The following is a 21,317-nucleotide window of genomic DNA, read 5'->3' as shown; positions in this document are numbered from 1 at the left end:
TTTTATGTCCCCCGTTGGGGGAACGGACGGCTGTCCTACTGGCAGAACTCGATCTGATTTGTGGCCTCGTCCATGGACTTCACCCGGGCCAGGGACTCCACCCGCACCCCCATGGAGCGAATCCGCCCGCCCCCAGGCTGGAATGCCTTTTCCACGCAGATGCCCGCCCCGATCAGCGTGGCTCCCGCCTCGCTGACCAGGTGGATGAGCCCCTCCAGGGCGCTGCCGTTGGCCAAAAAGTCGTCGATGAGGAGCACCCGGTCCTCCGGACCCAGAAACTCCTTGGACACAATGATATCGTATACCTTGCCGTGGGTGAAGGACTCCACCTTGGCGGTGTACACGTCCCCGGCGATGTTCTTGGTCTTGTTCTTCTTGGCAAAGATCACCGGCACGCCGAAAGACTGGGCCGTGATGCAGGCGATGCCGATGCCAGAGGCCTCAATGGTCAGGATCTTGTTCACTCCGCAGCCGCCGAACAGCCGGTAAAATTCCTTCCCAATCTCGCCGATGAGCTCGATGTCCATCTGGTGGTTGAGAAAACGGTCCACCTTTAATACCTCGGTGCCGCGGATGGTGCCGTCCTTTCGAATGCGCGCTTCCAGTTCTCTCATACTCTCCCCGCCCTTTTCCTATTTTTAGTTGCTCTATCATATCAGAAATTTCCCCTGCCGTCACCCCTTTTCCCGGTTTTTCCCCTAAAAACCGGGATTCATAACCGCTGGACACCGTCTGGCTGGGTCTTTTGCCGCCGCCCGGCTGTGAATACAGGGCCTGAGTTTGCCCTCCTCTCGTTGCTTTTTCTCCCCTGGAATGGTAAAATAGGCTCGTCCTATGAAAACCTGTTTCGTCCCGTAGAGGAGGCCGATATGAAACGCAGACTCTCCCCCATTCTGATGGCCGGAGTACTCCTTCTGTCCCTGTCCGCCCCGGTCCAGGCTTATGACGACACCAAGGGCCACTGGGCCAGCCAGGCCATTGAGAAGGCCAAGGCCTACCACCTGATGGTGGGCTATGACGACGGCCGCTTCGGCGTGTCCGACTACCTGAACCGGGCGTCCTTCGTCACCATTCTGTGCCGGATGTTCGGCTGGGCCCCTCAGACCGGCGCTTCTTCCTTCAACGACACCCGCGGCCACTGGGCCGCGGGGTACATAGAGGCCGCCCGGGCCCACAATGTTCTGGGCGCCTACCGCTCCTTCCGCCCCGACGACCCCATCAGCCGGGAGGAGATGTCCATTATGCTGGTGCGGGCGCTGGGATATCAGTCTCTGGCGGAGTCTCTGGACGGCGCCCCCACCCCCTTTGCCGACGTGACCCGGAACCAGGGCTACCTCTCCTTTGCCTACCGGACGGGGATTATCAGCGGCGTCCATGAGGGGGGGCGGCTGCTCTTCAAGCCCTCTGTGTCCGCCACCCGGGCAGAGGCGGCGGTAATGCTCACCCAGGTCTATGAACGGCATATCTCCAAGGTGGACTGGCTCCACGGCTTTTACGCCTTCTCCTCCTACAGCCAGATCTCCCTCACCCAGGCCATGGACGGGGTATCCGTGGGTTGGGCCCAGATGGAGCTGGGGCCGGACGGACCCTGGCTCAACTCCACCAGCGCCAACGGAAACGACTGGCTCCTCCCCCAGAATCCCCAGCCCGCCCTGGATTATTTCCGGAACAACGGCACACCCTATCACCTGAGCGTCTTCGGCTCCGCCGCGGACAGCACCGATCCCGCCGCCTCCACCGTGGGGCAGATCGTCACCAGCCCGGACCGCCGCCGGCAGGCCGTCGCCGCCCTGGTGGAGGCCGCCGGGGACTATGACGGCCTCACCATCGACTTTGAGGGGCTGAAGTCCCCCCTCAAGGAGGGCTTCTCCACCTTTATGGCGGAGCTTCGGGCCGCCCTCCCCGCCAATAAAACCCTGTACGTCTGCGTCCAGCCCACCACCTGGTACGGCGGCTTTGACTTCCGCGCCCTGGGCCGGGTGTGCGACAAGGTTATTCTCATGGCCCACGACTACCGGCCCCCGGTGAGCGAACTGAAGGTGGGCAGCGTCCCGTCGGAGGCCTTCGCCGTCACCCATATCTCTCATATCTATACCGCCCTGTGCCAGATCACCGATCCCGACACCGGTGTGGAGGACCGGGAGAAAATCGCCCTGGCCCTGTCCATGGACACCACCGGCTTCAAAATCGACGGCAGCGGCGCCGTGGCGGAGGCCAAGTACTACCGCCCCCCCATCGCCGAGCTGGCCCAGCGCCTGGCCCAGCCAGACACCGCCATCACCTACAGCGATACCGCCCGCAATCCCTGCGCCGTCTACACCGGGGAGGACGGCGGGCGCTACCAGGTCTGGTATGAGGACGGACGCAGCGCCCGGGACAAAATCCGCCTGGCCCGGCTCTTCGGCATCAACGGCCTGTCCATCTGGCGGCTGGGCAATATCCCCAACTACGACAGCTATGATCTCTGGAGCGCCGTTTTGGCTGAACGCCCCTGAGATCCCCGGAGGTTCACTGCCATGAAAGATTCCCGGATCCAGCAGATCAAAGAGTTTCTCCTTATGACCTTTGGCATTTTTATTGTCTCCTTCGGGGTCTATTTCTTCAAATTCCCCAACCACTTCTCCATGGGCGGCGTATCCGGCCTGGCGGTCATTCTGGCCCCGCTGATGCCAGCCCCCTGGCTGACCGCCTCCCTGCTGAACAATGTGATCAACATTCTCTTCCTCCTGCTGGGCTTTGCCGCCCTCAACCGGGGGTTCGGCCTGCGGACGGTGTACTGTTCCATCCTCTACTCCATTCTGATCCAAATTTTCGAGTGGCGCTTCCCCCTGTCCGGCCCCCTCACGGACGAGACCATGCTGGAGCTCTTTTTCGCCGTCATCCTCCCCTCCTTCGGCTCCGCCATCCTCTTCAACATCGGCGCCTCCTCCGGGGGCACCGACATTGTGGCCCTGATTCTGAAAAAGTACACCGGCCTGGATGTGGGCACCGCCCTGCTTTTGTCCGACGTGGTCATCGCCGCCTCCACCTTCCCCATCTTCGGGGTGCGCACCGGGCTGTTCTCCATGCTGGGCCTGGTGCTCAAGTCGGTGCTGGTGGACAGCGTAATCGAGTCCCTCAACCGCCGCAAGAGCTTTTTCATCGTCACCTCCCAGCCCCAGATCGCCTGCGACTATATCACCCAGCAGCTCCACCGGGGGGCCACGGTATGGGAGGGCGAAGGGGCCTACACCAAGGAGCGGCACTGGATCATCCTCACCGCCCTGTCCCGGGGACAGGCCGTGGCCCTGCGCCGCCACCTCAAGCCTCGGGATCCCCACGCCTTTGTCATCATCGCCAACTCCAGCGAGATCTTTGGCAAGGGCTTTCTCCGGTCTTGACCAGCCCCTCTCAACGCCTCAGCCTGTCGGAAAATTTTCCGGCAGGCTGAAATATTTCCCGCGTGACAGGGTTCCCCTGTTTTTTTATTCTTTTGTGGTAAAATATGGGTATCAAAACAAAAGATTGGAGGGAACCCTATGGTATTGTCCCGCAGAAAGGGGCTTTTTGAAAGCACCCGGGTGCTCTTTCTCCCCCTGGGCAGCATTGCGTCCAATCCCAACCAACCCCGCAAAACCTTCTCCCAGGAGGGCCTGGAGGAACTGGCCGCCAGCATCCGGCTCTATGGCGTGCTCCAGCCCCTCTCCGTCCGCAAGGGAGAGGGCGGCTATGAGCTCGTCTCCGGGGAGCGCCGCCTGCGGGCTGCCGCCCTGGCCGGTCTGGACGAGGTGCCCTGTATCCTGATCCATGTAAACGATGAGACCTCCTCACTCCTGGCCCTGATCGAAAATTTGCAGCGGCGGGATCTGGACTTTGTGGAGGAGGCCGCCGCCCTGGCCAAGCTCATCCGTACCTACCACCTCTCCCAGGAGGAGGCCGCCCAGAAGATCGGCAAGTCCCAGTCCGCGGTGGCCAACAAGCTGCGGCTGCTCCGCCTGCCCCCCGACGTGCTGGCCCTCCTGCGGGAGCGCCACTACACCGAGCGCCATGCCCGGGCCCTCCTCCGGCTGGAGCGCCCCGAGGACCAGCGCGCCGCCGCCCAGTACATCGTGGAACACGCCCTCACCGTGGCCCGCAGCGAGCAGTACATTGAACAGCTCCTCAACCCGCCCCCCGCCGGACCCAAGAAGAAGCCGGTTTTTATCCTCAAGGACGTCCGCCTCTTCCTCAACTCTGTCACCAAAGGGCTGGTGCTGATGAAAAGCGCCGGCGTGGACGCTGACTGCGACCGCCAGGACACCGAGGACTCTATTTTGCTCACCATCAAGATCCCCAAGCAGGTCCGGGGGTAAGGGCGCGCCCGGCACATGTAATACGCAGGCGTGGGCAAAATCGCGGACCGTCTTTTGTCTGCTTTTGTTTCACGTGAAACATTTTATCCCTCTGTCCCCAACCCGAAGAATCGTCCCGGATGTTTCACGTGAAACATCCGGGACTGTTTTATAAACCCTGATTTTTGAAAATTTAGTTGAATTGCGCCCCCTGCCGCATTATAATAGAGTGCATCCCAGATTTATCTGTGCTCCATATAAAGACACTGGGACATCGAAAAAGGCAGGTGTGCTATGGCAAAAACCATCGCAATCGTAAACCAAAAGGGGGGCGTGGGCAAGACCACCACCTGTGTGAACCTGTCCTCCGCGCTGAAGTCCCTGGGCGCCCGGGTGCTGGTCTGTGACTTCGACCCCCAGGCCAACACAACCTCCGGCTTCGGGGTGGACAAGGTGACCTCCTCCCCCAACATTTACGATGTACTCATCAACCACGCGGACATCAAGAAAGCCATTCTCTCCACCGAATACGCCGATGTGCTGCCGGCCAACAAATCCCTCACCGGCGCCATTGTAGAGATGATCGCCATTGACAAGCGGGAGTATCTTCTCAAGCAGGCCCTGGAGCAGGTGGGAGAGCAGTACGACTACATCTTTATCGACTGCCCCCCCTCCCTGGAGCTGCTCACCCTGAACGCCCTGTGCGCCGCGGACACGATTCTGGTGCCGGTACAGTGCGAGTACTACGCCCTGGAGGGCCTGTCCGACCTTATCTCCACCGTGCGCATTGTCAAGCGGTCTCTCAACCCCGGCCTGTCCATGGAGGGGGTGCTGCTCACCATGTACGACGGGCGCACCAACCTCTCCCTCCAGGTGGCGGAAGAGGTGAAGCGCCACTTTCCCGGTCAGGTCTACGCCACCGTCATCCCCCGAAACGTGCGGCTGTCCGAGGCCCCCAGCCACGGCAAACCCATCTGCGCCTACGACAGCCTGTCCCGGGGGGCGGAGGCCTACACCGCCCTGGCCCAGGAGGTCATGGGCCAGAATCAAAAGCGCTGACTCCTGCGCTCTCGTTTTACTTATCACCCATTACATCAGAAAGGACGGAAGATATGGCAGTATCAAAGGACCGCGGCCTGGGCAAGGGCCTGGGGGCGCTGCTGGGAGACGACGCCCTCCAGTCCCAGGAGAGCGGTTCCCTCTCCCTCCCGATTGCGGAGGTCCAGCCCGGGCTGAAACAGCCCCGCCGGCGCTTTGACGACGAACCTCTGGCGGATCTGGCCGATTCCATCCGCACCCACGGCATCATCCAGCCCCTTACCGTCCGGCGGCTGTCCTCCGGCTACTATCAGATCATCGCCGGGGAGCGGCGGTGGCGGGCGGCCAAGCTGGCTGGTCTGAAGGAGGTCCCCGCCATCATCATTGAGGCGGACGACCGCACCGTCATGGAGCTGGGGCTCATCGAAAACCTCCAGCGGGAGGATTTGAACCCCATTGAAGAGGCCACCGGCTACCAGACCCTGATAGACGAGTACAGCCTCACCCAGGAGGAGGTCTCCCAGCGGGTGGGCAAGTCCCGCTCCGCCGTGGCCAACGCCCTGCGGCTGCTCTCCCTGCCGGACGCGGTCCACCTGCTGCTGGAGGAGGGCAAGCTCTCCTCCGGGCACGCCCGGGCCATTCTCGCCGTGCCCTCCAAGGAGCTACAAAAGAAGCTGGCCCAGCGGGTGGTGGCCGACGGCCTGTCCGTCCGCCAGACCGAGACCCTGGCCAAGCGCCTGGCCCAAAGCCAGGAGGCCTTGGAGGAGGCCGTCCCCCCCGCCGCACCCGACTTCTCCATCTACCTGCGCTCCGCGGAAAAGGACCTGTCAGAGCGATTCGGCCGGAAGGTCCACATTATCAACGGAAAAAAGAAGGGTAAAATTGAATTGGAATACTACAACACCGACGATCTGAATCTGCTGCTGGAGGTCCTGGAGCGGGTCAGCCCCCAGGAGAAAGGAGCCCAGCCGTGAATTCATCCCAACAGCCCCACTCCGGGGAGCTCCAGCACGAGGCGGAGCACGCCAGGCCGAGAAACCGCAGCGCCGTGATGACCTATCTGGTGATCCTCTTCGCCGCCGCCTTCCTCCTTCTCCTGCTGTCCTACTTCATGCAGGAGCGGGTCAACCGGGAGACCATCGGCACGCTGGAGAGCCAATCGGTGTCCGCCGTCCAGACCCTGGACAACATTATGGCGGAAAACCAGCGCTTAGTGGAGGAAAACCAGCACCTGGAAGAGCAGGTGGACCAGCTGGAGGACGACCTGTCCATTGTCCGGGGCCAGCTGGCGGCGGAGCGAAACGACCTCCAGGCCAGCCGCGACAAAGAGGAGGAACTATACCTGGCACTGTACGCCATGGACTGGCTGCGGGAGATCCAGGGCCTGTACGAAAAGCAGTACTACAAGGCCGCCCGGGCCATGATCCTGGAGTTTGAGGCCACCGGCCTCCCCGAGGCCCTGCCTGGCACCTCCCTGCACACCTACGACGGGTCGGACATTCTCTCCCCGGAGGAGTCCTATCAGGCCATTGTCGCCGCGCTCTACCCCGACGGCCTGCCGGAGCCCACTCCGGAACCCTCCCCCGCCCCTTGAACAGGGGCAACGCGATCCCAAATCAATCAATGAGGTGAATCCGCCATGTTAGATATCCGTTTTATCCGCAAAAACCCCGGCCTGGTCAGGGAGAACATCAAAAAGAAGTTCCAGGAGGACAAGCTCCCCCTGGTGGACCAGCTGCTGGAGCTGGATCAGGAGAACCGGGACACCATCCAGCAGGCCCAGGACCTGCGCACCGCCCGCAACGCCAAGTCCAAGCAGGTGGGGGTGCTCATGGGGCAGTCCAAAAAGGACCCCTCCAAGCTGGAGCAGGCCGAGGCCCTCAAGGCTGAGGTCAAGGCCGACGCCGACCGCCTGGCCGCCCTGGAGCAGCGGGAGGGGGAGCTGGCGGAGGCCATCCGCAAAATCCTGCTGGTCATTCCCCAGATCATCGACCCCTCCGTCCCTATCGGGCCGGACGACTCCGCCAATGTGGAGGTGGAGCGCTTCGGGGAGGCGGCGGTGCCTGACTACCCCATCCCCTACCACACCGAGATCATGGAGTCCTTTGACGGCATCGACATGGACGCCGCCGGCCGGGTGTCCGGCTCCGGCTTCTACTACCTCCTGGGGGACATCGCCCGCCTGCACGAGGCGGTGCTGGCCTACGGCCGGGACTTTATGATCGGCAAGGGCTTCACCTACTGCATCCCCCCCTTTATGATCCACGGCAACGTGGTGGAGGGCGTTATGTCCTTTGCCGACATGGAGTCCATGATGTACAAGATCGAGGGGGAGGACCTCTACCTCATCGGCACCAGCGAGCACTCCATGATCGGCCGGTTCATCGACCAGATCATCCCCGGGGAGAAAATGCCCCAGACCCTCACCTCCTACTCCCCCTGCTTCCGCAAGGAGAAGGGCTCCCATGGCATCGAGGAGCGGGGGGTCTACCGTATCCACCAGTTTGAAAAGCAGGAGATGATCGTGGTCTGCAAGCCGGAGGAGTCCATGGAATGGTACGACAAGATGTGGCGCTACTCGGTGGAGCTCTTCCGCAATTTCAACATTCCCGTCCGCCAGCTGGAGTGCTGCTCCGGCGATCTGGCGGACCTGAAGGTAAAGTCCTGCGACATTGAGGCCTGGTCCCCCCGGCAGCAGAAATACTTTGAGGTGTGCTCCTGCTCCAACCTGGGGGACGCCCAGGCCAGACGGCTGAAAATCCGCTACCGGGACGAAAACGGGGAGGCCTGCCTGGCCCACACCCTGAACAACACCTGCGTCGCCCCGCCCCGGATGCTCATCGCCCTGCTGGAGAACAACCTCCAGGCGGACGGCTCCGTCCTCGTCCCCGAAGTGCTCCGGCCCTATATGGGGGGCAAGGAGCGGCTCATCCCAAAGGCGTAAGGAGATTTTTATTATGAGACGTCTGTGCGCTTGTCTGCTGTCCGCCGCCCTCTTCCTCACCCCCGCCCTGGCGGCGGAGGAAGGGTTTTCCGATGTCCAGCCCGGCGACTGGTTTGCCCCCCACGTCGCCGCCTGCTGTGAGGCCGGACTCATGTCCGGCACCGGCGGCGGGACGTTCACCCCGGAGGGCATCTTTACCGAGCTGGAGTGCCTCACGGTGCTGCTGCGCTTCCACGATCTCCAGCAGGAGGGTTCCGGCGCGCTGTCCGCCGCCCCGGACAGCTGGGGCAGCTTTACCCTCACCCTGGCTGACGGCACGCAGCGCTCCGGCTGGGGCGGGAACTGGGATGATTGGCGGTGGGGCAGTCTGAACCACTACGACGGCTCCCGCCTCTTCCACCGGGTGGCGTGGAAGGAGCAGGCCGATCAGGCGCTCATCGACTGGGGGCGCGCCGCGGCGGGCCCCTCCACCCTGACGGTCAATGGGATTTCCTATCCCGGCCGCTCCTCCTTCTCCATCCCCCTGGGGGCCTGGGAGTTTGACTTCACCCCAGACGAATCTGTGCAGGCGGAGGCCAGCCCCCTGATCCGGCAGATGATCTACTGCGGCACAGGGCCGGACTGCTGGTACCGGAACACTATGTACACCTACTGCGCCCTGCCTGAGTCCCTGCGGACCGCGCTGGAGCCTCTGGCCGCCCCCAGCCGCGCCCCCTTCCCCATCACCCGGCTGGGCTTCGCCCAGGCGCTGGCGGCGGTGCTGGATCCATCCGCCCTGGAGCCGGTGCGCCACGCGGACGCCCTGCCGGACACTGACGACCCCGCTGTCCTCGCCCTGTACAACGCCGGCATTGTCAGCGGGGTGGACGAGACCGGGGCCTTTGCCCCAGAGCAGACCCTCACCCGGGCGGACGCCGCCGCCATGCTGGCCCAGGCGCTCAAATACCTCCCTGACGCCGGGCAATCACTGATGTAAGGAGGCCGCCTCCCCATGACCGCGAAAGAAAAAGGAAAGGGCTTTATTGCCGAGTTCCGGCAGTTTATCGCCCGGGGCAGCGTCATTGATATGGCGGTGGGCGTCATCATCGGCGGCGCCTTCAAGACCATTGTGGACTCTTTGGTCAACGACATCCTCATGCCCCTGGTGGGCATCTTTGTGGGGGAAAACACCTTCGCCGCCCTGTGCTTCTCTGTGGGCAGCGCCAATATTCTGGCAGGCAACTTCATACAGGCGGTGATCAACTTTCTCATCATGGCCTTTGTCATCTTCTGTATGGTCAAGGCCATCAACCGCTTTTACCGGAAGAAGGAGGAGGCGCCGCCGCCCGCCCCCTCTCAGGAAGAGATACTGCTGACGGAAATCCGGGATCTGCTAAAGGAGCGCTCTTAATGTCCGACTCAAAAAAGACCGCCAACGTCCCCCAGGAAGAGGAAGTCACCATCACCCCCTACCGCCCCGCCTCTCCGGAGAAGCGGGCGCTGGCCTGGATGGGCGTGGTGTACATGATCATCCTGGTCCTGCTGTCCACCTACTATCTGGCCACGGGACACGCCCTGAACAATATCCCCGGCATCCTCTTCTTCCCCGCCTGCGGAGGATTGGCCGCGGTGAGCTGGTTCCGCTTCCGGACCACAGGCAAGCTCCCCTTCCTGCCGCTGGCCATCGCCTCCGCCCTGGCCTGCATCGTCTCCCTGATCCTGGGCTCCATCGCCCTGGGGGCCGCACTGGTGGGAGGGTAAGGCCATGTCAATTCAAGCCATTCTAAAAGAGGGGCTGGCGGAGCTGGGCCTGGAGGGCAAGGTTCCCACCGGCGCCCCGGAACAGCTGGAGCTGTACGGCCGCCGGCTGCTGGAGAAAAACCAGGTGATGAACCTCACCGCCATCACCCAGCCGGAGCAGGTGGCCCGGCTGCACATGCTGGACTGCGCCGCCCTGCTCCGCTGTGCCCCCTTCCCCGCTGGGCGGCTGCTGGACGTGGGCACCGGGGCGGGCTTTCCCGGTCTGGTGCTGGCCATCCTGGTCCCCGATCTGGAGGTCACGCTGCTGGACAGCCTGAACAAGCGGCTGGACTGGCTCAACGAGATGATCCAAGTGCTGGCCCTCCCCCATGTGAGCACCGTCCACGCCCGGGCGGAGGAGCAGTCCCACCGCCCCGGCTGGCGGGACAGCTTTCATATTGTCACCTCCCGGGCGGTGGCCGCCCTGGACTGCCTGAGCGAGCTCTGCCTCCCCTACGTCAGGCCCGGGGGCTTCTTCTGGGCCATGAAGTCGGTGGACACCCAGGCGGAGACAGAACAGGCCCGCCCCGCCATCGCCAGGCTGGGCGGAAGGCTCCTCCCTCCGGCGGACTATACCATCCCCGGCAGCGACGTCACCCACCGGCTGATCCAGGTGGAGAAAACCGCCCCCACCCCCAAGGGATACCCTAGAAAATGGGCGAAAATACAAAAGCAGCCCATCCGCTGAGCCAATTTTACGTACAAAAACTATTTGTTCACAAAATATTAACTATTCTGCACAAATTATTCCCCTGCTAACCATTGAATTTCTTTCAATTCCATGATAAAGTAGACTAGGGTTTGTTCCAAACAAGGCAGCAGACCCGGTGTCAAGAGGAAGAGGATGTTATGTCCGCTGTCATCTCAATTACTTCCGGAAAAGGCGGGACGGGAAAGACCTCCCTGGCAGGGGGGATCGCCTCCTGCCTGGCCGCCCTGGGCCACCGTGTCCTGTGCATCGACATGGATGTGGGACTGCGTAACCTGGATCTCACTCTGGGCATGAGCGACCGTACCCTGATGGACTTTACCGACGTGCTCTCCGGACGCACCACACTGGAAAAGGCGGCGGTGCCCCACCCGGTGATTCAGGGCCTGTTTCTGCTCACCGCGCCCCTCACCGCCCCCCGGGATCTGATTACAGAGGAGTCGCTCAAGCAACTCCTCCGCCAGGCTAGGGAATCCTTCGCGTACATTCTGCTGGATGCCCCCGCCGGACTGGGGGGCGGCTTCCGCATGTCCGTGTGCGGCGCGGATCGGGCCCTGGTGATCTCCACCACCGACGCCTCCGCCCTGCGGGACGCCCAGCGCACCGTGGGAGAGCTGTCCCGCTGTGTGTCCAACATCCATCTGGTAATCAACCGCCTTCAGCCTAAGCTCATGCGCCAGCTCCACACCACCATCGACGACGCCATGGACACCGCCGGCCTGCCCCTGCTGGGCGTGGTCCCTGAGGATCCCCAGGTCATGCTGGCCGCCAACCGGGGAAAGCCCCTGATTCTGACGGCCCGGTGGGGCGCCGCACGGGCCTATCTGAACATCGCCCGCCGGCTCACAGGGGAGCGCGTCCCTCTGATGTACCTGCGCTGACCAACCATTTTGAAAGGGAGGAGTTACGCCAATGAATATCGCTCTGATGAGCCACGACCACAAGAAAGAGCTGATGGTCCAGTTCTGCATCGCCTACTGCGGCATTCTGTCCAAGCATACTCTGTGCGCCACAGCCACTACCGGCCGTCTGGTCTCAGAGGCCACCGGTCTGAACGTCAACCTGTTCCTGTCCCACACCCACGGCGGCAGCCAGCAGATCGGCGCCCGCATCGCCTATAACGAGATCGACATGGTGCTCTTCTTCTGCGATCCCCAGTCCACCGATCTGGATACAGAGCTGCGCTACATCACCCGCCTGTGCGACCAGTATAACATCCCCTTCGCCACCAACGTGGCCACCGCGGAAATTCTCATCCACGGCCTGGAGCGGGGCGACCTGGACTGGAGAGATATCATCAACCCCAAGACCAAGCCCTTTACCGCGTAACCGCCCCCCAATTCCGGTTGACTTTTCCCCCGGATTGGGTTACTATCTAGAGACAGCACCGCAGCGACGGGGCAAGTACCTCAGACACCGCCGGACAGAGAGCAGCGCCTTTGGCTGGAAGCGCCGCACGGGCCGGACTGGGGGAGACGGCTCTACCAGCGGGCCCAGAGATGGGCGCGGTCCCCTTCCCGCAACAGAAGGCCAGAGGGCGGCGCGGAACTGGGCCGCTGAATTTGGGTGGCACCACGGAAGCTGACGCTTTCGTCCCATATACTTGGGACGAAAGCGTTTTTGTCCTGTTTGGGGCGGGCTTTCGCCCCGAATCCAAAGAAACGAAAAGGAGAATCCCCTATGGCACAGATCAAACCCCGCACCCTGTCCGGCTTTATGGAGCTGCTCCCCCCCCGCCAGGCGCAGTTCGACCGGATGGCGGCGCTGCTGCGCGATACCTACGCCCGGTACGGCTTCACCTCCTTGGACACCCCTCTCATTGAGGCCAGCGAGGTCCTGCTGGCCAAGGGCGGCGGCGAGACGGAGAAGCAGATCTACCGCTTCACCAAAGGGGACAGCGACCTGTCCCTGCGCTTTGACCTCACCGTTCCCCTGGCCAAGTACGTGGCCCTCCACAGCGGGGCCCTTACCTTCCCCTTCCGCCGGTTCCAGATCGGCAAGGTCTACCGGGGGGAGCGCGCCCAGCGGGGCCGGTTCCGGGAGTTCTATCAGGCCGACATCGACATCATCGGCGACGGCAGCCTGGATATCGTCAACGAGGCGGAGATCCCCGCCATTATCTACAACGCCTTTTGCTCGCTGGGCCTGCGCCGGTTCCAGATCCGGGTGAACAACCGGAAAATTCTCAACGGCTTTTACGCCATGCTGGGCCTGTCCCAGCAGGCCGCGGAGATCATGCGCACCGTGGACAAGCTGGATAAGATCGGCGGGGACAAGGTGCGGGATCTGCTGGTGGAATCCGGCGTGCCCCGGGACAAGGCGGAAGAAATTTTGAAGTTTATCGCCATTCGGGGGAACAATACCCAGGTGCTCGCCGCCCTGGAGGGCTACCGGGGCAGAGACGAGGGCTTCGACGCCGGTCTCACCGAGCTGATTGCCGTCACCCGCTACCTGTCCGCTTTCGGCGTCCCCGAGGACCACTTTGCCATCGACCTCACCATCGCCCGGGGACTGGACTACTACACCGGCACCGTCTACGAGACTACCATGCTGGACCACCCGGAGATCGGATCCATCTGCTCCGGCGGACGGTACGACAACTTGGCGGAATATTACACTAATAAAAAACTCCCCGGAGTTGGAATCTCCATCGGCCTCACCCGCCTGTTCTACGTGCTGGAGGAGCAGGGCTATCTCAACAGCGACGTACTCACCGCCCCTGCGGAGGTGCTCGTCCTGCCCATGACGGAGGATCTCTCCCCTGCCATTGCCGCCGCCACCGCCCTGCGTCAGACGGGAATACGGACACAGCTCTACACCGAGAACAAGAAGTTCAAGCAGAAGATGAGCTACGCCGACAAGCTGGGCATCCCCTTCGTGCTGCTGCTGGGGGAGGATGAGATCGCCCAGGGCAAGGTCTCTCTCAAGGACATGGCCTCCGGCGCCCAATCCCTCCTCACCGTGGAGGAGGCCGCCCTGGAGATCGCCGGGAAGCGGGCGGCAAACAGCGCCGCCGCACCCATCCGGGAGCCGGAGGGACAGCCATGAAAGGGATCGCCGCCCTGATCCTGGCCCTCTGCCTCTCGGTCCCCGCCCTGGCAGCGGAGGCACTTCCGCCCCGGGACAGGTCCATGGCGGACCTCTTTCCCGCCGGGTACGAATGCCCCGGCTATACCGACGTGACAGAGGCGGACTGGTTCCACACTGCCGCCGCTGTCTGCTGTGAAGTGGGGCTGATGCGGGGCATGGAGGGAGAATTCCGCCCCTGGCAGGCCCTCACCGTGGGGGAGATCGCCGCCATAGCCGCCCCGATGAATGAAGCCCTCACCGGCATTCCCATTCCCCCGCCCGTCCCCAACCCCGGCCTGCCCTGGTATCAGCACCATATGGACTACCTGGAGGAGCTGGGAATCTCTCTCCCCGACGGGGAGGCCCCTGCCACCCGGCTGGAGTTCGTAACGCTCCTGGCCGCGGTCCTGCCGGAGGAATGCCTCTCCCCCATCAACGATATCCCGCCCCCACCGGACACCGAGGCCCCCGCCGTGCTGGCCTTCTACCGGGCCGGGATTCTCGCCGGCCGGGACAGCCGGGGCGCCTTCGCCGGGGAGGAGGTCCTCACCCGGGCGGAGGGGGCCGCCATCCTGGCCCGGATTGTCCGGCCGGAGCTGCGGCTGGTCGCCGGCTTTTAGGGCCTCTTCCCCCGATCCGCTCTCTCTTTAAAACACAGACCAGATTTTTAAACTGCTATATTACAAATTGGAGTTGATCTTATGAACCAGACACACACCGCGTACCGCACCCGCACCTGCGGCGAGCTGCGCATGGAGCACGTGGGACAGACCGTCACCCTGGCGGGCTTTCTGGAGAACATCCGGGAGGTGGGACAGAATTTAGCCTTCCTGGTCCTCCGGGATTTCTACGGCACCACCCAGATCGTCATTGAGACCGAGGACATGATGGCGGCGGTGAAGGGGCTGAACAAGGAGTCCACCATTGCCGTGGAGGGGGTGGTCCGGGAGCGGGACAGCAAGAACCCCAAGCTGCCCACCGGCGACATTGAGGTGGTCCCCGCCAAAATTGAGGTGCTGGGCCGCTGCCGGCACAACGAGCTCCCCTTCCCCATCAACCGCAGCCGGGAGGCCGACGAGTCCAACCGCCTGAAATACCGCTATCTGGACCTGCGCAATCCCGAGGTAAAGCAGAATATCGTCCTGCGCTGCCAGGTGGTGGCCGCCCTCCGCGCCGCCATGATCGAGCACGGCTTTTTGGAGATCACCACCCCCATCCTCACCGCCTCCTCCCCCGAGGGGGCCCGGGACTACCTGGTGCCCAGCCGGAAGCACCCCGGCAAATTTTACGCCCTGCCCCAGGCCCCCCAGCAGTTCAAGCAGCTTCTGATGGCCTCCGGCTTCGACAAATACTTCCAGATCGCCCCCTGCTTCCGGGACGAGGACGCCCGGGGAGACCGCTCCCCCGGGGAGTTCTACCAGCTGGACATGGAGATGGCCTTCGCCGGCCAGGAGGACGTATTCGCCGTGCTGGAGGAGGTGCTCCCCCCCATTTTCGCCAAGTACGGCAAGTACAACACCGCCTCCGCCGCCCCCTTCCGCCGCCTGTCCTACCTGGACGCCATGGACACCTACGGCACCGACAAGCCCGACCTGCGCATCGGCCTCACCCTCAAAGACGCCACGGCGGTAATGGACAGCTGCGGCTTCGGTCCCTTTGCCGGCGCTGTGGTCAAGGCCGTCCCCGTCCCCGGCTTTGCCGCCACCCGCAAGCAGATTGACAAGCTGTGCGCCGATGTGGAGGTCCAGGCCGGGGAGAAGGTCTACTGGTTCCGCCTGGACGAGAAGGGTGAGCTGGTGGGAGGGATCTCCAAATTCCTCCAGGAGCGCAAAGAGCAGGTGATTGCCGATCTGGAGCTCCAGCCCAACACCTTTGTCGGCCTCACCGCCGGGAAGAAGCTCACCGCCCAGAAGACCGCCGGTGTGCTGATTAAAATGCTGGCCCCCCTCTGTCCGGAGCATTTTGACAAGGGGCGGTATGAATTCTGCTGGATCGTGGACTTCCCCATGTACGAAATTGGGGAGGAGTCGGGGCAGCTGGAGTTCTGCCACAACCCCTTCTCCATGCCCAACGGCGGGCTGGAAATTTTGAAAAAAGCCGCCGCCGGTGCGGTGGACCCCCTGTCCATCACCGCCTTCCAGTACGACCTGGTATGCAACGGAGTGGAACTCTCCTCCGGCGCGGTGCGCAACCACGACCCGGAGATTATGATCGAGGCCTTCCAGCTGGTCCGCCTGGGCGAGGAGGACGTGAAGGCCAAGTTCCCCGCCATGTATAACGCCTTCACCTACGGCGCGCCCCCCCACGCCGGCATCGCCCCCGGGGTGGACCGGATGGTCATGCTCCTGGCCGGAGAGGAGTCCATCCGGGAGATCATCCCCTTCCCCATGAACAAAAACGCCCAGGACCTGATGATGGGCGCACCCGGCGCGGTGGAGCAGAAGCAGCTGGACGAGCTGAACATCGCCTGCACCAAGACAGAGGAGTCCATTCCCCAATAACAAACACGCTGTGTGCCCCGGACCAGTCTGGGGCACACAGCTTTTTCCGCCTTCCATCCGCCGGGGAGAAATTGAGTTTTCCCCCCTCTTCCCTGTGTTTTGTGTCCCTTTTCAAAAAAGTGGGTAAAAAAGGGTTGACGAACATCAGAAAACAGTGTAGACTATCGTTTGTAACCGAATTGTAATATTTGATTCCAGTTTGTTTCTGTAGGGAGGCCACCTCAATGGATGAGCGTCTGTATCAGCCCCGTGTCATTCAAAATCAAGACAAGCCCATGCCGAGGGCAGATCTGCGCGCCTGGGGCGACCTCCTGGCCAGCCGGGCGGAGCGCTTTATGCAGACACACCCCGGTCTGATGCGCCGGCTGGACGCCATTCCCTCCTGGTTCCGCTCTTTCAACCCCACGGTCTTTCTGGCCATCGCCACGGTGGCTGGCATTGCCGCGGTGGTGAATACCGTCTATGTCCCCAGCTATCAGGTATCCTTGGACGGCGTGCCCATCGGCGTGGTACACAGCCCCGCCGACTTTGAGGCCGCCGTGGCCCGGGTAGAGGCCAGAGCCAGCGATATCTTGGGTTACTCCTATAAGATGGACGGGGAAGTTACCTACTCCTTCGCCCTGTCCCAGCGGGGCGCCGTGCCTTCCGCCTCCACCTTGGAGCCCTACCTCTTCGACCGGGTGGGCGAGGTGATGAAGAGCTATGTTTTGTCTGTAGACGGCCAGATCATCGGCGCCGCCACGGATAAGGCCACCATTACCGACCTGCTGCACTCCTTCCAGGCGGCGTATGAGACGGAGGACACCGTCTCCGCCTCCTTTGTGGACGACGTGACCATCACCTGGGAGTACATCTCCTCCGATGTGGAGCAGGATGTGGACGCCATGCGGGCGGTCCTGTCCACCAATACCAACGGCCAGACTACCTATGAGGTCCAGAAGGGGGACACCTTCATGGCCCTGGCCTTCGCCAACGACATGACCATGTCTGAGCTGGAGGATCTCAACCCCGGCATCGACATTGATATGCTGATGATCGGCCAGGTCCTCAACATCAAAGAGGAGATCCCCATGCTGTCCGTACGTACGGTGGACAGCGTCACTTATACGGAGCCCATCGCGCCCTCCGTCCGGGAGGTGGAGGACAGCTCCATGTATAAAGGCGAGCGCCGGGTAATAGACGCCGGCGCCGAGGGCAGCCAGAGCGTCTGCGCCAACATTACTTACATCAACGGCAAGGAGAAGGAGCGTACCATCACCAGTACCACCGTGCTTACCCAGCCCACGGAGAAGGTGGTGGCGGTGGGCACCAAGGAGCGCCCCACCTGGCTGCCCAAGGGCTACTTTATCTGGCCCGTCCACGGCCACATTACCTCTAACTACGGCTACCGCTCCATCTTCAACTCCTACAGCTTCCATCGGGGCATTGACATCGCCGTGCCCTACGGCACCAGCATATCCGCGGCGGACGGCGGCACCGTCACCTTTGCCGGCTGGCAGGGCACCTACGGCAAGCTGGTCATCATCAACCACGGCGACGGCCGGGAGAGCTACTACGCCCACAACTCCAGCCTGCTGGTCAGCGTGGGGGACAAGGTCTACCAGGGCCAGACCATCGCCCGGGCCGGGTCCACCGGCCGCTCTACCGGCTCCCACTGCCATTTTGAGGTCCACTTCAACGGCAGCGTAGTCAGTCCCTACAATTATTTCTAACCATCTCTGTGTACAATCAAAGCCGGGTCTGCTGTAAGCGGGCCCGGCTTGTGCGCTGTCTGTCATGTCCCCTCCCTGTTTGGCATATATATCCCACAGTGAGAAACCATTGTTGGGAGTGTTGCGGTTTGAAAGGGAACATTGAGGAGCGCGCCTGCCAGCTGGCGCTTTACATCATAGAAAACAAGGCCACGGTTCGCACCGCCGCCCAAAAATTCGGCATCAGCAAGTCTACCGTACATAAAGATCTCAGCGAGCGTTTACCTGGCTTTAACCATCCCCTCTACCTCCAGGTCAAAGACGTTTTGGATGCCAACAAAGCGGAACGGCATATTCGGGGCGGCATTGCCACCCGTAATAAATACAAAAAGCAGGCTTTTTGACGGATCAAGGGTAGCTCTCCCCTGAAGTTTTACACTTATCCCCCGTCTTTTCCACAGGATGTGGTGGATAAGTGTTCTTTTTTCGTCTTCACACCACAGAAACGAGGTTATCTCCATGACAGACACTCCTCTGGCGGACGCCCTGCGGACCTTCGCCGCCGCGCACCCCCTGCGGATGCACATGCCGGGGCACAAGGGCAAGTTTCTCCCTCTGGCGGAGCTGAGCGCCGCCGCCCCTCTGGACTTCACCGAGCTCCCGCCCACCGGGGATCTCTTCGGAACGGGCGGGCCCATTCGGGCGGCGGAAGATCTCTGGGCCGCGGCCTTCCGCGCGGAGCACTGCCTCTTCCTCACCGGCGGGACCACCCAGGGGATGCTGGCCGCCTTCGCCCTCGCCTGCCGTCCGGGAGAAGCCGTGCTCATCGACCGGGGCTGCCACCGCTGCGTCTACAACGCCCTGGCCCTGATGGATCTGCACCCCCACTACCTCTGCCGCCCCTGGCTGGAGGAGGAGGCCCTTTTTGGCCCAATTTCTCCACAGGCAGTGGACAAGTACCTCACATGCCACCCGGAAATTAAAACCGTCTGTATTACCTCCCCCACTTATTATGGGATCTGCTCCGATGTTCCCGCCATTGCCGCCGCGGTTCATGCACATCATGCCCTCCTTCTGGTGGACGGGGCCCACGGGGCCCACCTCCCCTTTTTGGGAGATTGGGATCTGTCCGCCGCCGATGCGGCGGTGGTCTCCGCCCACAAGACCCTCCCCGCCCCGGGACAGTCCGCCCTCCTCTTCTCCAGCACCTTTCCCTTTGGGGAGATGCAGAAAGCCGCCGCTCTCTTCGGCAGCTCCTCCCCCTCCTATCTGATGATGGCGGCTTTGGACGCCGCCCGGGCCTGGATGGAAGACGAGGGACAGCAGGCGCTCTCCGCCGCCGCAGAACAGGCCGCCTTCCTGCGCCGGCGGTTTCCCGCCCTCACCGGCCCGGGCCTGAAGCTGGACCCCCTCCGGCTGGCCATCCGCTGTTCTGACGGCTTTGACGCTCAGGAAAAGCTGGAGGCCCTGGGCGTCTATCCCGAGATGGCCGACCGCCGGCATCTGGTCTTCATCTGCACCGCCGCCGACGCCCCGGAGGACTTTTACCGACTCTCCGCCGCCCTGGCCCAGGTGCTGCGGGGACAACCCTCCGGCCCGCTCCCGCCCCTCCCCCCGCCGCCGGAGCCCCAGGTGGTCCTCCCCCCCAGAGCGGCCCGCTTCGCCGGCAAAAAATCCATCCCCCTGGCCCGCGCGGCGGGGGAGATCGCCGGGGAACAGGCGGCCCCTTATCCCCCCGGCGTCCCCGTTTTGGCCCCAGGGGAGCGGATCACAAAAAAAACTATCGCATATTTGACGCAAATAGGGTATAATATGGAGAAAGATATGGACGTTGTCCTGTTCTGAAGGAGGGGGATTACTTATGAAACTGATCCTTGCAATCATCAACCATGACGACGCCGGCGCGGTCACCCACTCTCTGACCAAGCGTGGCTTTTCCTCCACCAAGCTGGCCACCACCGGCGGGTTCCTCATGGCGGGCAACGTGACCATTCTGGTGGGCGTGGACGAGGAAAAGGTGCAGTCCGTCATCGACATCATCAAAGAGCACTCACACAGCCGCAAGCAGATGATCCCCACTACCTCTGAGATGAGCTACGGCTATTACCCCAGTATGCCGGTGGAGGTAGTGGTGGGGGGCGCCACCATCTTTGTGGTGGACATCGAACGCTTCGAGCGGGTGTGACATGGATCTCCACACCCTGGCGGGCAACGCCCCCCTGAAGCGGCGTCTGGAGCGGGAGACCGCCCTGCGGGGCCTGTCCCACGCCTACATCCTCACCGGCCCCGCAGGAAGCGGCAAGCACACCCTGGCCCGCGTTCTGGCTGCGGCCCTTGTCTGCTCCGCCCCGGGGGACGGCCCTACCTTCCCCTGCGGCCGCTGCTCCGGCTGCAAAAAGGCCGCGGCCGACATCCACCCCGACATCATCCAGATCGGGGAGGAGGGCAAGGATATCACCGTGGCCCAGGTCCGCGCCCTGCGCGCCGGCGCCTACATCCGCCCCAACGAGGCCCGGCGGAAAGTCTATCTCATCCCCCGGGCCCACACCATGAATCCCAGCGCCCAGAACGCCATGCTCAAGCTGCTGGAGGAGGGGCCGCCCTACGCCGCCTTTCTGCTGCTGGCGGAAAACGCCGCCGCGCTGCTGCCTACGGTGCGCTCCCGGTGCGAGCTGCTCTCCCTCTCCCCGGTGGCGGAGCCGGAGGGAGAGGCTTTTCTCCGCGCCCGATACCCTGACCGGCCGCGGGAGGAGATCCGCGCCGCCCTCTCCGGCTGCGAGGGGAATCTGGGCCGGGCCATCCACACCCTGGAGGGCGGTCAGGCCGACACCCAGATTCCAGGCACCGCCGCGCTGCTGGTCCGTCGGCTGGCCGGCGGGGACGAGCTGGCCCTGGCGGATCTGTGTATTTCCCTGGAAAAGTGGGACCGGGACAAGTTCTCCGCCCTGCTGGAGGAGGCCATCCTTCTTTTGCGGGACGGCCTGCTCACCCACGCGGGCGTGCCCTGCCGGGACAACCCGGAAGGGCGGGAGTGCGCCGCCCTGCTGGCCCAATCCCTCCCCCCCGCCGCCCTGATGGACGCAATCTCCCTGCTGGAAGAGCTGCGCACCGCCTGCGGCTTCTACGTGGGGACAGGCCACCTGGCCGGCTGGCTGTGCGCGCAGCTCCATTTACTGGCATCCGCAGCACCAATGGGCGGCTGATCCGCCGCAGACGGGGAGCTCTCCCCCGCTTTCACATCTATCCCGTAATTTGACGATAAATGAGGAACTATCT

Annotated in this window: 22 protein-coding genes; 21 read left to right on the top strand and 1 reads right to left on the bottom strand. The window is 63.0% G+C overall.

From position 1 onward, the window contains the following. Positions 1-35: 35 nt before the first annotated feature. Positions 36-614, bottom strand: coding sequence for a xanthine phosphoribosyltransferase (locus D1159_RS04460; protein ID WP_161844494.1), 579 nt, complete (start codon positions 612-614; stop codon positions 36-38). A gap of 255 nt (positions 615-869) precedes the next feature. On the opposite strand from D1159_RS04460, the gene D1159_RS04455 reads away from it, so the two are divergent. From D1159_RS04455 to D1159_RS04355, 21 genes are all read left to right on the top strand, one after another. Further along, the gene (locus D1159_RS04455) at positions 870-2,495 is read left to right on the top strand and encodes an S-layer homology domain-containing protein (RefSeq protein WP_161844493.1); all 1,626 of its coding nucleotides are present in this window, start codon (positions 870-872) and stop codon (positions 2,493-2,495) included. A 21-nt stretch (positions 2,496-2,516) separates the two neighbouring features. Next, positions 2,517-3,380, top strand: coding sequence for a YitT family protein (locus D1159_RS04450; protein ID WP_161844492.1), 864 nt, complete (start codon positions 2,517-2,519; stop codon positions 3,378-3,380). Positions 3,381-3,518: 138 nt separating this feature from the next. Further along, the gene (locus D1159_RS04445; protein ID WP_161844491.1) at positions 3,519-4,331 is read left to right on the top strand and encodes a ParB/RepB/Spo0J family partition protein; all 813 of its coding nucleotides are present in this window, start codon (positions 3,519-3,521) and stop codon (positions 4,329-4,331) included. 273 nt (positions 4,332-4,604) lie between these two features. Then, the gene (locus D1159_RS04440) at positions 4,605-5,369 is read left to right on the top strand and encodes a ParA family protein (protein ID WP_161844490.1); all 765 of its coding nucleotides are present in this window, start codon (positions 4,605-4,607) and stop codon (positions 5,367-5,369) included. Between the two features lie 53 nt (positions 5,370-5,422). After that, a complete protein-coding gene (locus tag D1159_RS04435; protein WP_161844489.1) occupies positions 5,423-6,322 on the top strand; it encodes a ParB/RepB/Spo0J family partition protein in 900 nt (299 codons plus the stop codon). After that, positions 6,319-6,942 carry a hypothetical protein gene (locus D1159_RS04430; protein WP_161844488.1) on the top strand — a complete coding sequence of 208 codons (624 nt, stop codon included), beginning with the start codon at positions 6,319-6,321 and terminating at the stop codon, positions 6,940-6,942. The genes D1159_RS04435 and D1159_RS04430 overlap by 4 nt, the downstream gene beginning before the upstream one ends. Before the next feature lie 45 nt (positions 6,943-6,987). Beyond that, positions 6,988-8,292 (top strand): serine--tRNA ligase, encoded by a 1,305-nt coding sequence (gene serS, locus D1159_RS04425; protein WP_161844487.1) that lies wholly within the window; start codon positions 6,988-6,990, stop codon positions 8,290-8,292. Positions 8,293-8,305: 13 nt separating this feature from the next. Continuing rightward, positions 8,306-9,268, top strand: a complete 963-nt coding sequence (locus D1159_RS04420; protein WP_161844486.1) for an S-layer homology domain-containing protein — start codon at positions 8,306-8,308, stop codon at positions 9,266-9,268. A gap of 15 nt (positions 9,269-9,283) precedes the next feature. Next, positions 9,284-9,682, top strand: coding sequence for a large-conductance mechanosensitive channel protein MscL (mscL, locus tag D1159_RS04415; protein ID WP_161844485.1), 399 nt, complete (start codon positions 9,284-9,286; stop codon positions 9,680-9,682). After that, positions 9,682-10,032: a hypothetical protein gene (locus D1159_RS04410; protein WP_161844484.1), complete on the top strand. Its 351-nt coding sequence runs from the start codon at positions 9,682-9,684 to the stop codon at positions 10,030-10,032. Before mscL ends, D1159_RS04410 begins: the two co-directional genes overlap by 1 nt. Positions 10,033-10,036: 4 nt before the next feature. After that, a complete protein-coding gene (gene rsmG / locus D1159_RS04405) occupies positions 10,037-10,759 on the top strand; it encodes a 16S rRNA (guanine(527)-N(7))-methyltransferase RsmG (protein ID WP_202620924.1) in 723 nt (240 codons plus the stop codon). A 161-nt stretch (positions 10,760-10,920) separates the two neighbouring features. Continuing rightward, entirely contained in the window at positions 10,921-11,661 is a 741-nt protein-coding gene (gene minD, locus D1159_RS04400; protein ID WP_161844483.1) for a septum site-determining protein MinD, read from the top strand. Positions 11,662-11,692: 31 nt separating this feature from the next. Continuing rightward, the gene (locus D1159_RS04395; protein WP_161844482.1) at positions 11,693-12,109 is read left to right on the top strand and encodes a methylglyoxal synthase; all 417 of its coding nucleotides are present in this window, start codon (positions 11,693-11,695) and stop codon (positions 12,107-12,109) included. A 351-nt stretch (positions 12,110-12,460) separates the two neighbouring features. Further along, the gene (gene hisS, locus D1159_RS04390; RefSeq protein WP_161844481.1) at positions 12,461-13,828 is read left to right on the top strand and encodes a histidine--tRNA ligase; all 1,368 of its coding nucleotides are present in this window, start codon (positions 12,461-12,463) and stop codon (positions 13,826-13,828) included. After that, positions 13,825-14,469: an S-layer homology domain-containing protein gene (locus tag D1159_RS04385; RefSeq protein WP_161844480.1), complete on the top strand. Its 645-nt coding sequence runs from the start codon at positions 13,825-13,827 to the stop codon at positions 14,467-14,469. Before hisS ends, D1159_RS04385 begins: the two co-directional genes overlap by 4 nt. Before the next feature lie 81 nt (positions 14,470-14,550). After that, positions 14,551-16,350, top strand: coding sequence for an aspartate--tRNA ligase (gene aspS / locus D1159_RS04380; RefSeq protein ID WP_161844479.1), 1,800 nt, complete (start codon positions 14,551-14,553; stop codon positions 16,348-16,350). Positions 16,351-16,574: 224 nt separating this feature from the next. Next, positions 16,575-18,062 carry a M23 family metallopeptidase gene (locus D1159_RS04375; RefSeq protein WP_161844478.1) on the top strand — a complete coding sequence of 496 codons (1,488 nt, stop codon included), beginning with the start codon at positions 16,575-16,577 and terminating at the stop codon, positions 18,060-18,062. Between the two features lie 128 nt (positions 18,063-18,190). Next, entirely contained in the window at positions 18,191-18,445 is a 255-nt protein-coding gene (gene spoIIID / locus D1159_RS04370; protein ID WP_161844477.1) for a sporulation transcriptional regulator SpoIIID, read from the top strand. 115 nt (positions 18,446-18,560) lie between these two features. Then, positions 18,561-19,886 (top strand): aminotransferase class V-fold PLP-dependent enzyme, encoded by a 1,326-nt coding sequence (locus tag D1159_RS04365; RefSeq protein ID WP_161844476.1) that lies wholly within the window; start codon positions 18,561-18,563, stop codon positions 19,884-19,886. Between the two features lie 16 nt (positions 19,887-19,902). Then, on the top strand, positions 19,903-20,226 hold the full coding sequence (locus tag D1159_RS04360; protein WP_161844475.1) for a cyclic-di-AMP receptor: 324 nt from the start codon (positions 19,903-19,905) through the stop codon (positions 20,224-20,226). Between the two features lies 1 nt (position 20,227). Next, positions 20,228-21,244, top strand: coding sequence for a DNA polymerase III subunit delta (locus D1159_RS04355; RefSeq protein WP_161844474.1), 1,017 nt, complete (start codon positions 20,228-20,230; stop codon positions 21,242-21,244). Positions 21,245-21,317: the final 73 nt, after the last annotated feature.

This window comes from Pseudoflavonifractor sp. 524-17, assembly GCF_009935845.1.
GTDB lineage: Bacteria > Bacillota > Clostridia > Oscillospirales > Oscillospiraceae > Pseudoflavonifractor_A.
The sequence above is the reverse complement of the archived record's forward strand: the minus strand, read 5'-3'. Positions and strand labels throughout refer to the sequence as shown.

Coding starts and splice junctions, on each gene's coding strand:
- D1159_RS04445 (WP_161844491.1), top strand. CDS start 3,519: ATGGTATTGTCCCGCAGAAAGGGGCTTTTTGAAAGCACCCGGGTGCTC.
- D1159_RS04460 (WP_161844494.1), bottom strand. CDS start 614: ATGAGAGAACTGGAAGCGCGCATTCGAAAGGACGGCACCATCCGCGGC.
- D1159_RS04455 (WP_161844493.1), top strand. CDS start 870: ATGAAACGCAGACTCTCCCCCATTCTGATGGCCGGAGTACTCCTTCTG.
- D1159_RS04355 (WP_161844474.1), top strand. CDS start 20,228: ATGGATCTCCACACCCTGGCGGGCAACGCCCCCCTGAAGCGGCGTCTG.
- D1159_RS04385 (WP_161844480.1), top strand. CDS start 13,825: ATGAAAGGGATCGCCGCCCTGATCCTGGCCCTCTGCCTCTCGGTCCCC.
- D1159_RS04360 (WP_161844475.1), top strand. CDS start 19,903: ATGAAACTGATCCTTGCAATCATCAACCATGACGACGCCGGCGCGGTC.
- hisS (WP_161844481.1), top strand. CDS start 12,461: ATGGCACAGATCAAACCCCGCACCCTGTCCGGCTTTATGGAGCTGCTC.
- D1159_RS04420 (WP_161844486.1), top strand. CDS start 8,306: ATGAGACGTCTGTGCGCTTGTCTGCTGTCCGCCGCCCTCTTCCTCACC.
- minD (WP_161844483.1), top strand. CDS start 10,921: ATGTCCGCTGTCATCTCAATTACTTCCGGAAAAGGCGGGACGGGAAAG.
- D1159_RS04395 (WP_161844482.1), top strand. CDS start 11,693: ATGAATATCGCTCTGATGAGCCACGACCACAAGAAAGAGCTGATGGTC.
- mscL (WP_161844485.1), top strand. CDS start 9,284: ATGACCGCGAAAGAAAAAGGAAAGGGCTTTATTGCCGAGTTCCGGCAG.
- D1159_RS04365 (WP_161844476.1), top strand. CDS start 18,561: ATGACAGACACTCCTCTGGCGGACGCCCTGCGGACCTTCGCCGCCGCG.
- D1159_RS04440 (WP_161844490.1), top strand. CDS start 4,605: ATGGCAAAAACCATCGCAATCGTAAACCAAAAGGGGGGCGTGGGCAAG.
- D1159_RS04410 (WP_161844484.1), top strand. CDS start 9,682: ATGTCCGACTCAAAAAAGACCGCCAACGTCCCCCAGGAAGAGGAAGTC.
- rsmG (WP_202620924.1), top strand. CDS start 10,037: ATGTCAATTCAAGCCATTCTAAAAGAGGGGCTGGCGGAGCTGGGCCTG.
- D1159_RS04435 (WP_161844489.1), top strand. CDS start 5,423: ATGGCAGTATCAAAGGACCGCGGCCTGGGCAAGGGCCTGGGGGCGCTG.
- D1159_RS04450 (WP_161844492.1), top strand. CDS start 2,517: ATGAAAGATTCCCGGATCCAGCAGATCAAAGAGTTTCTCCTTATGACC.
- serS (WP_161844487.1), top strand. CDS start 6,988: ATGTTAGATATCCGTTTTATCCGCAAAAACCCCGGCCTGGTCAGGGAG.
- aspS (WP_161844479.1), top strand. CDS start 14,551: ATGAACCAGACACACACCGCGTACCGCACCCGCACCTGCGGCGAGCTG.
- D1159_RS04375 (WP_161844478.1), top strand. CDS start 16,575: ATGGATGAGCGTCTGTATCAGCCCCGTGTCATTCAAAATCAAGACAAG.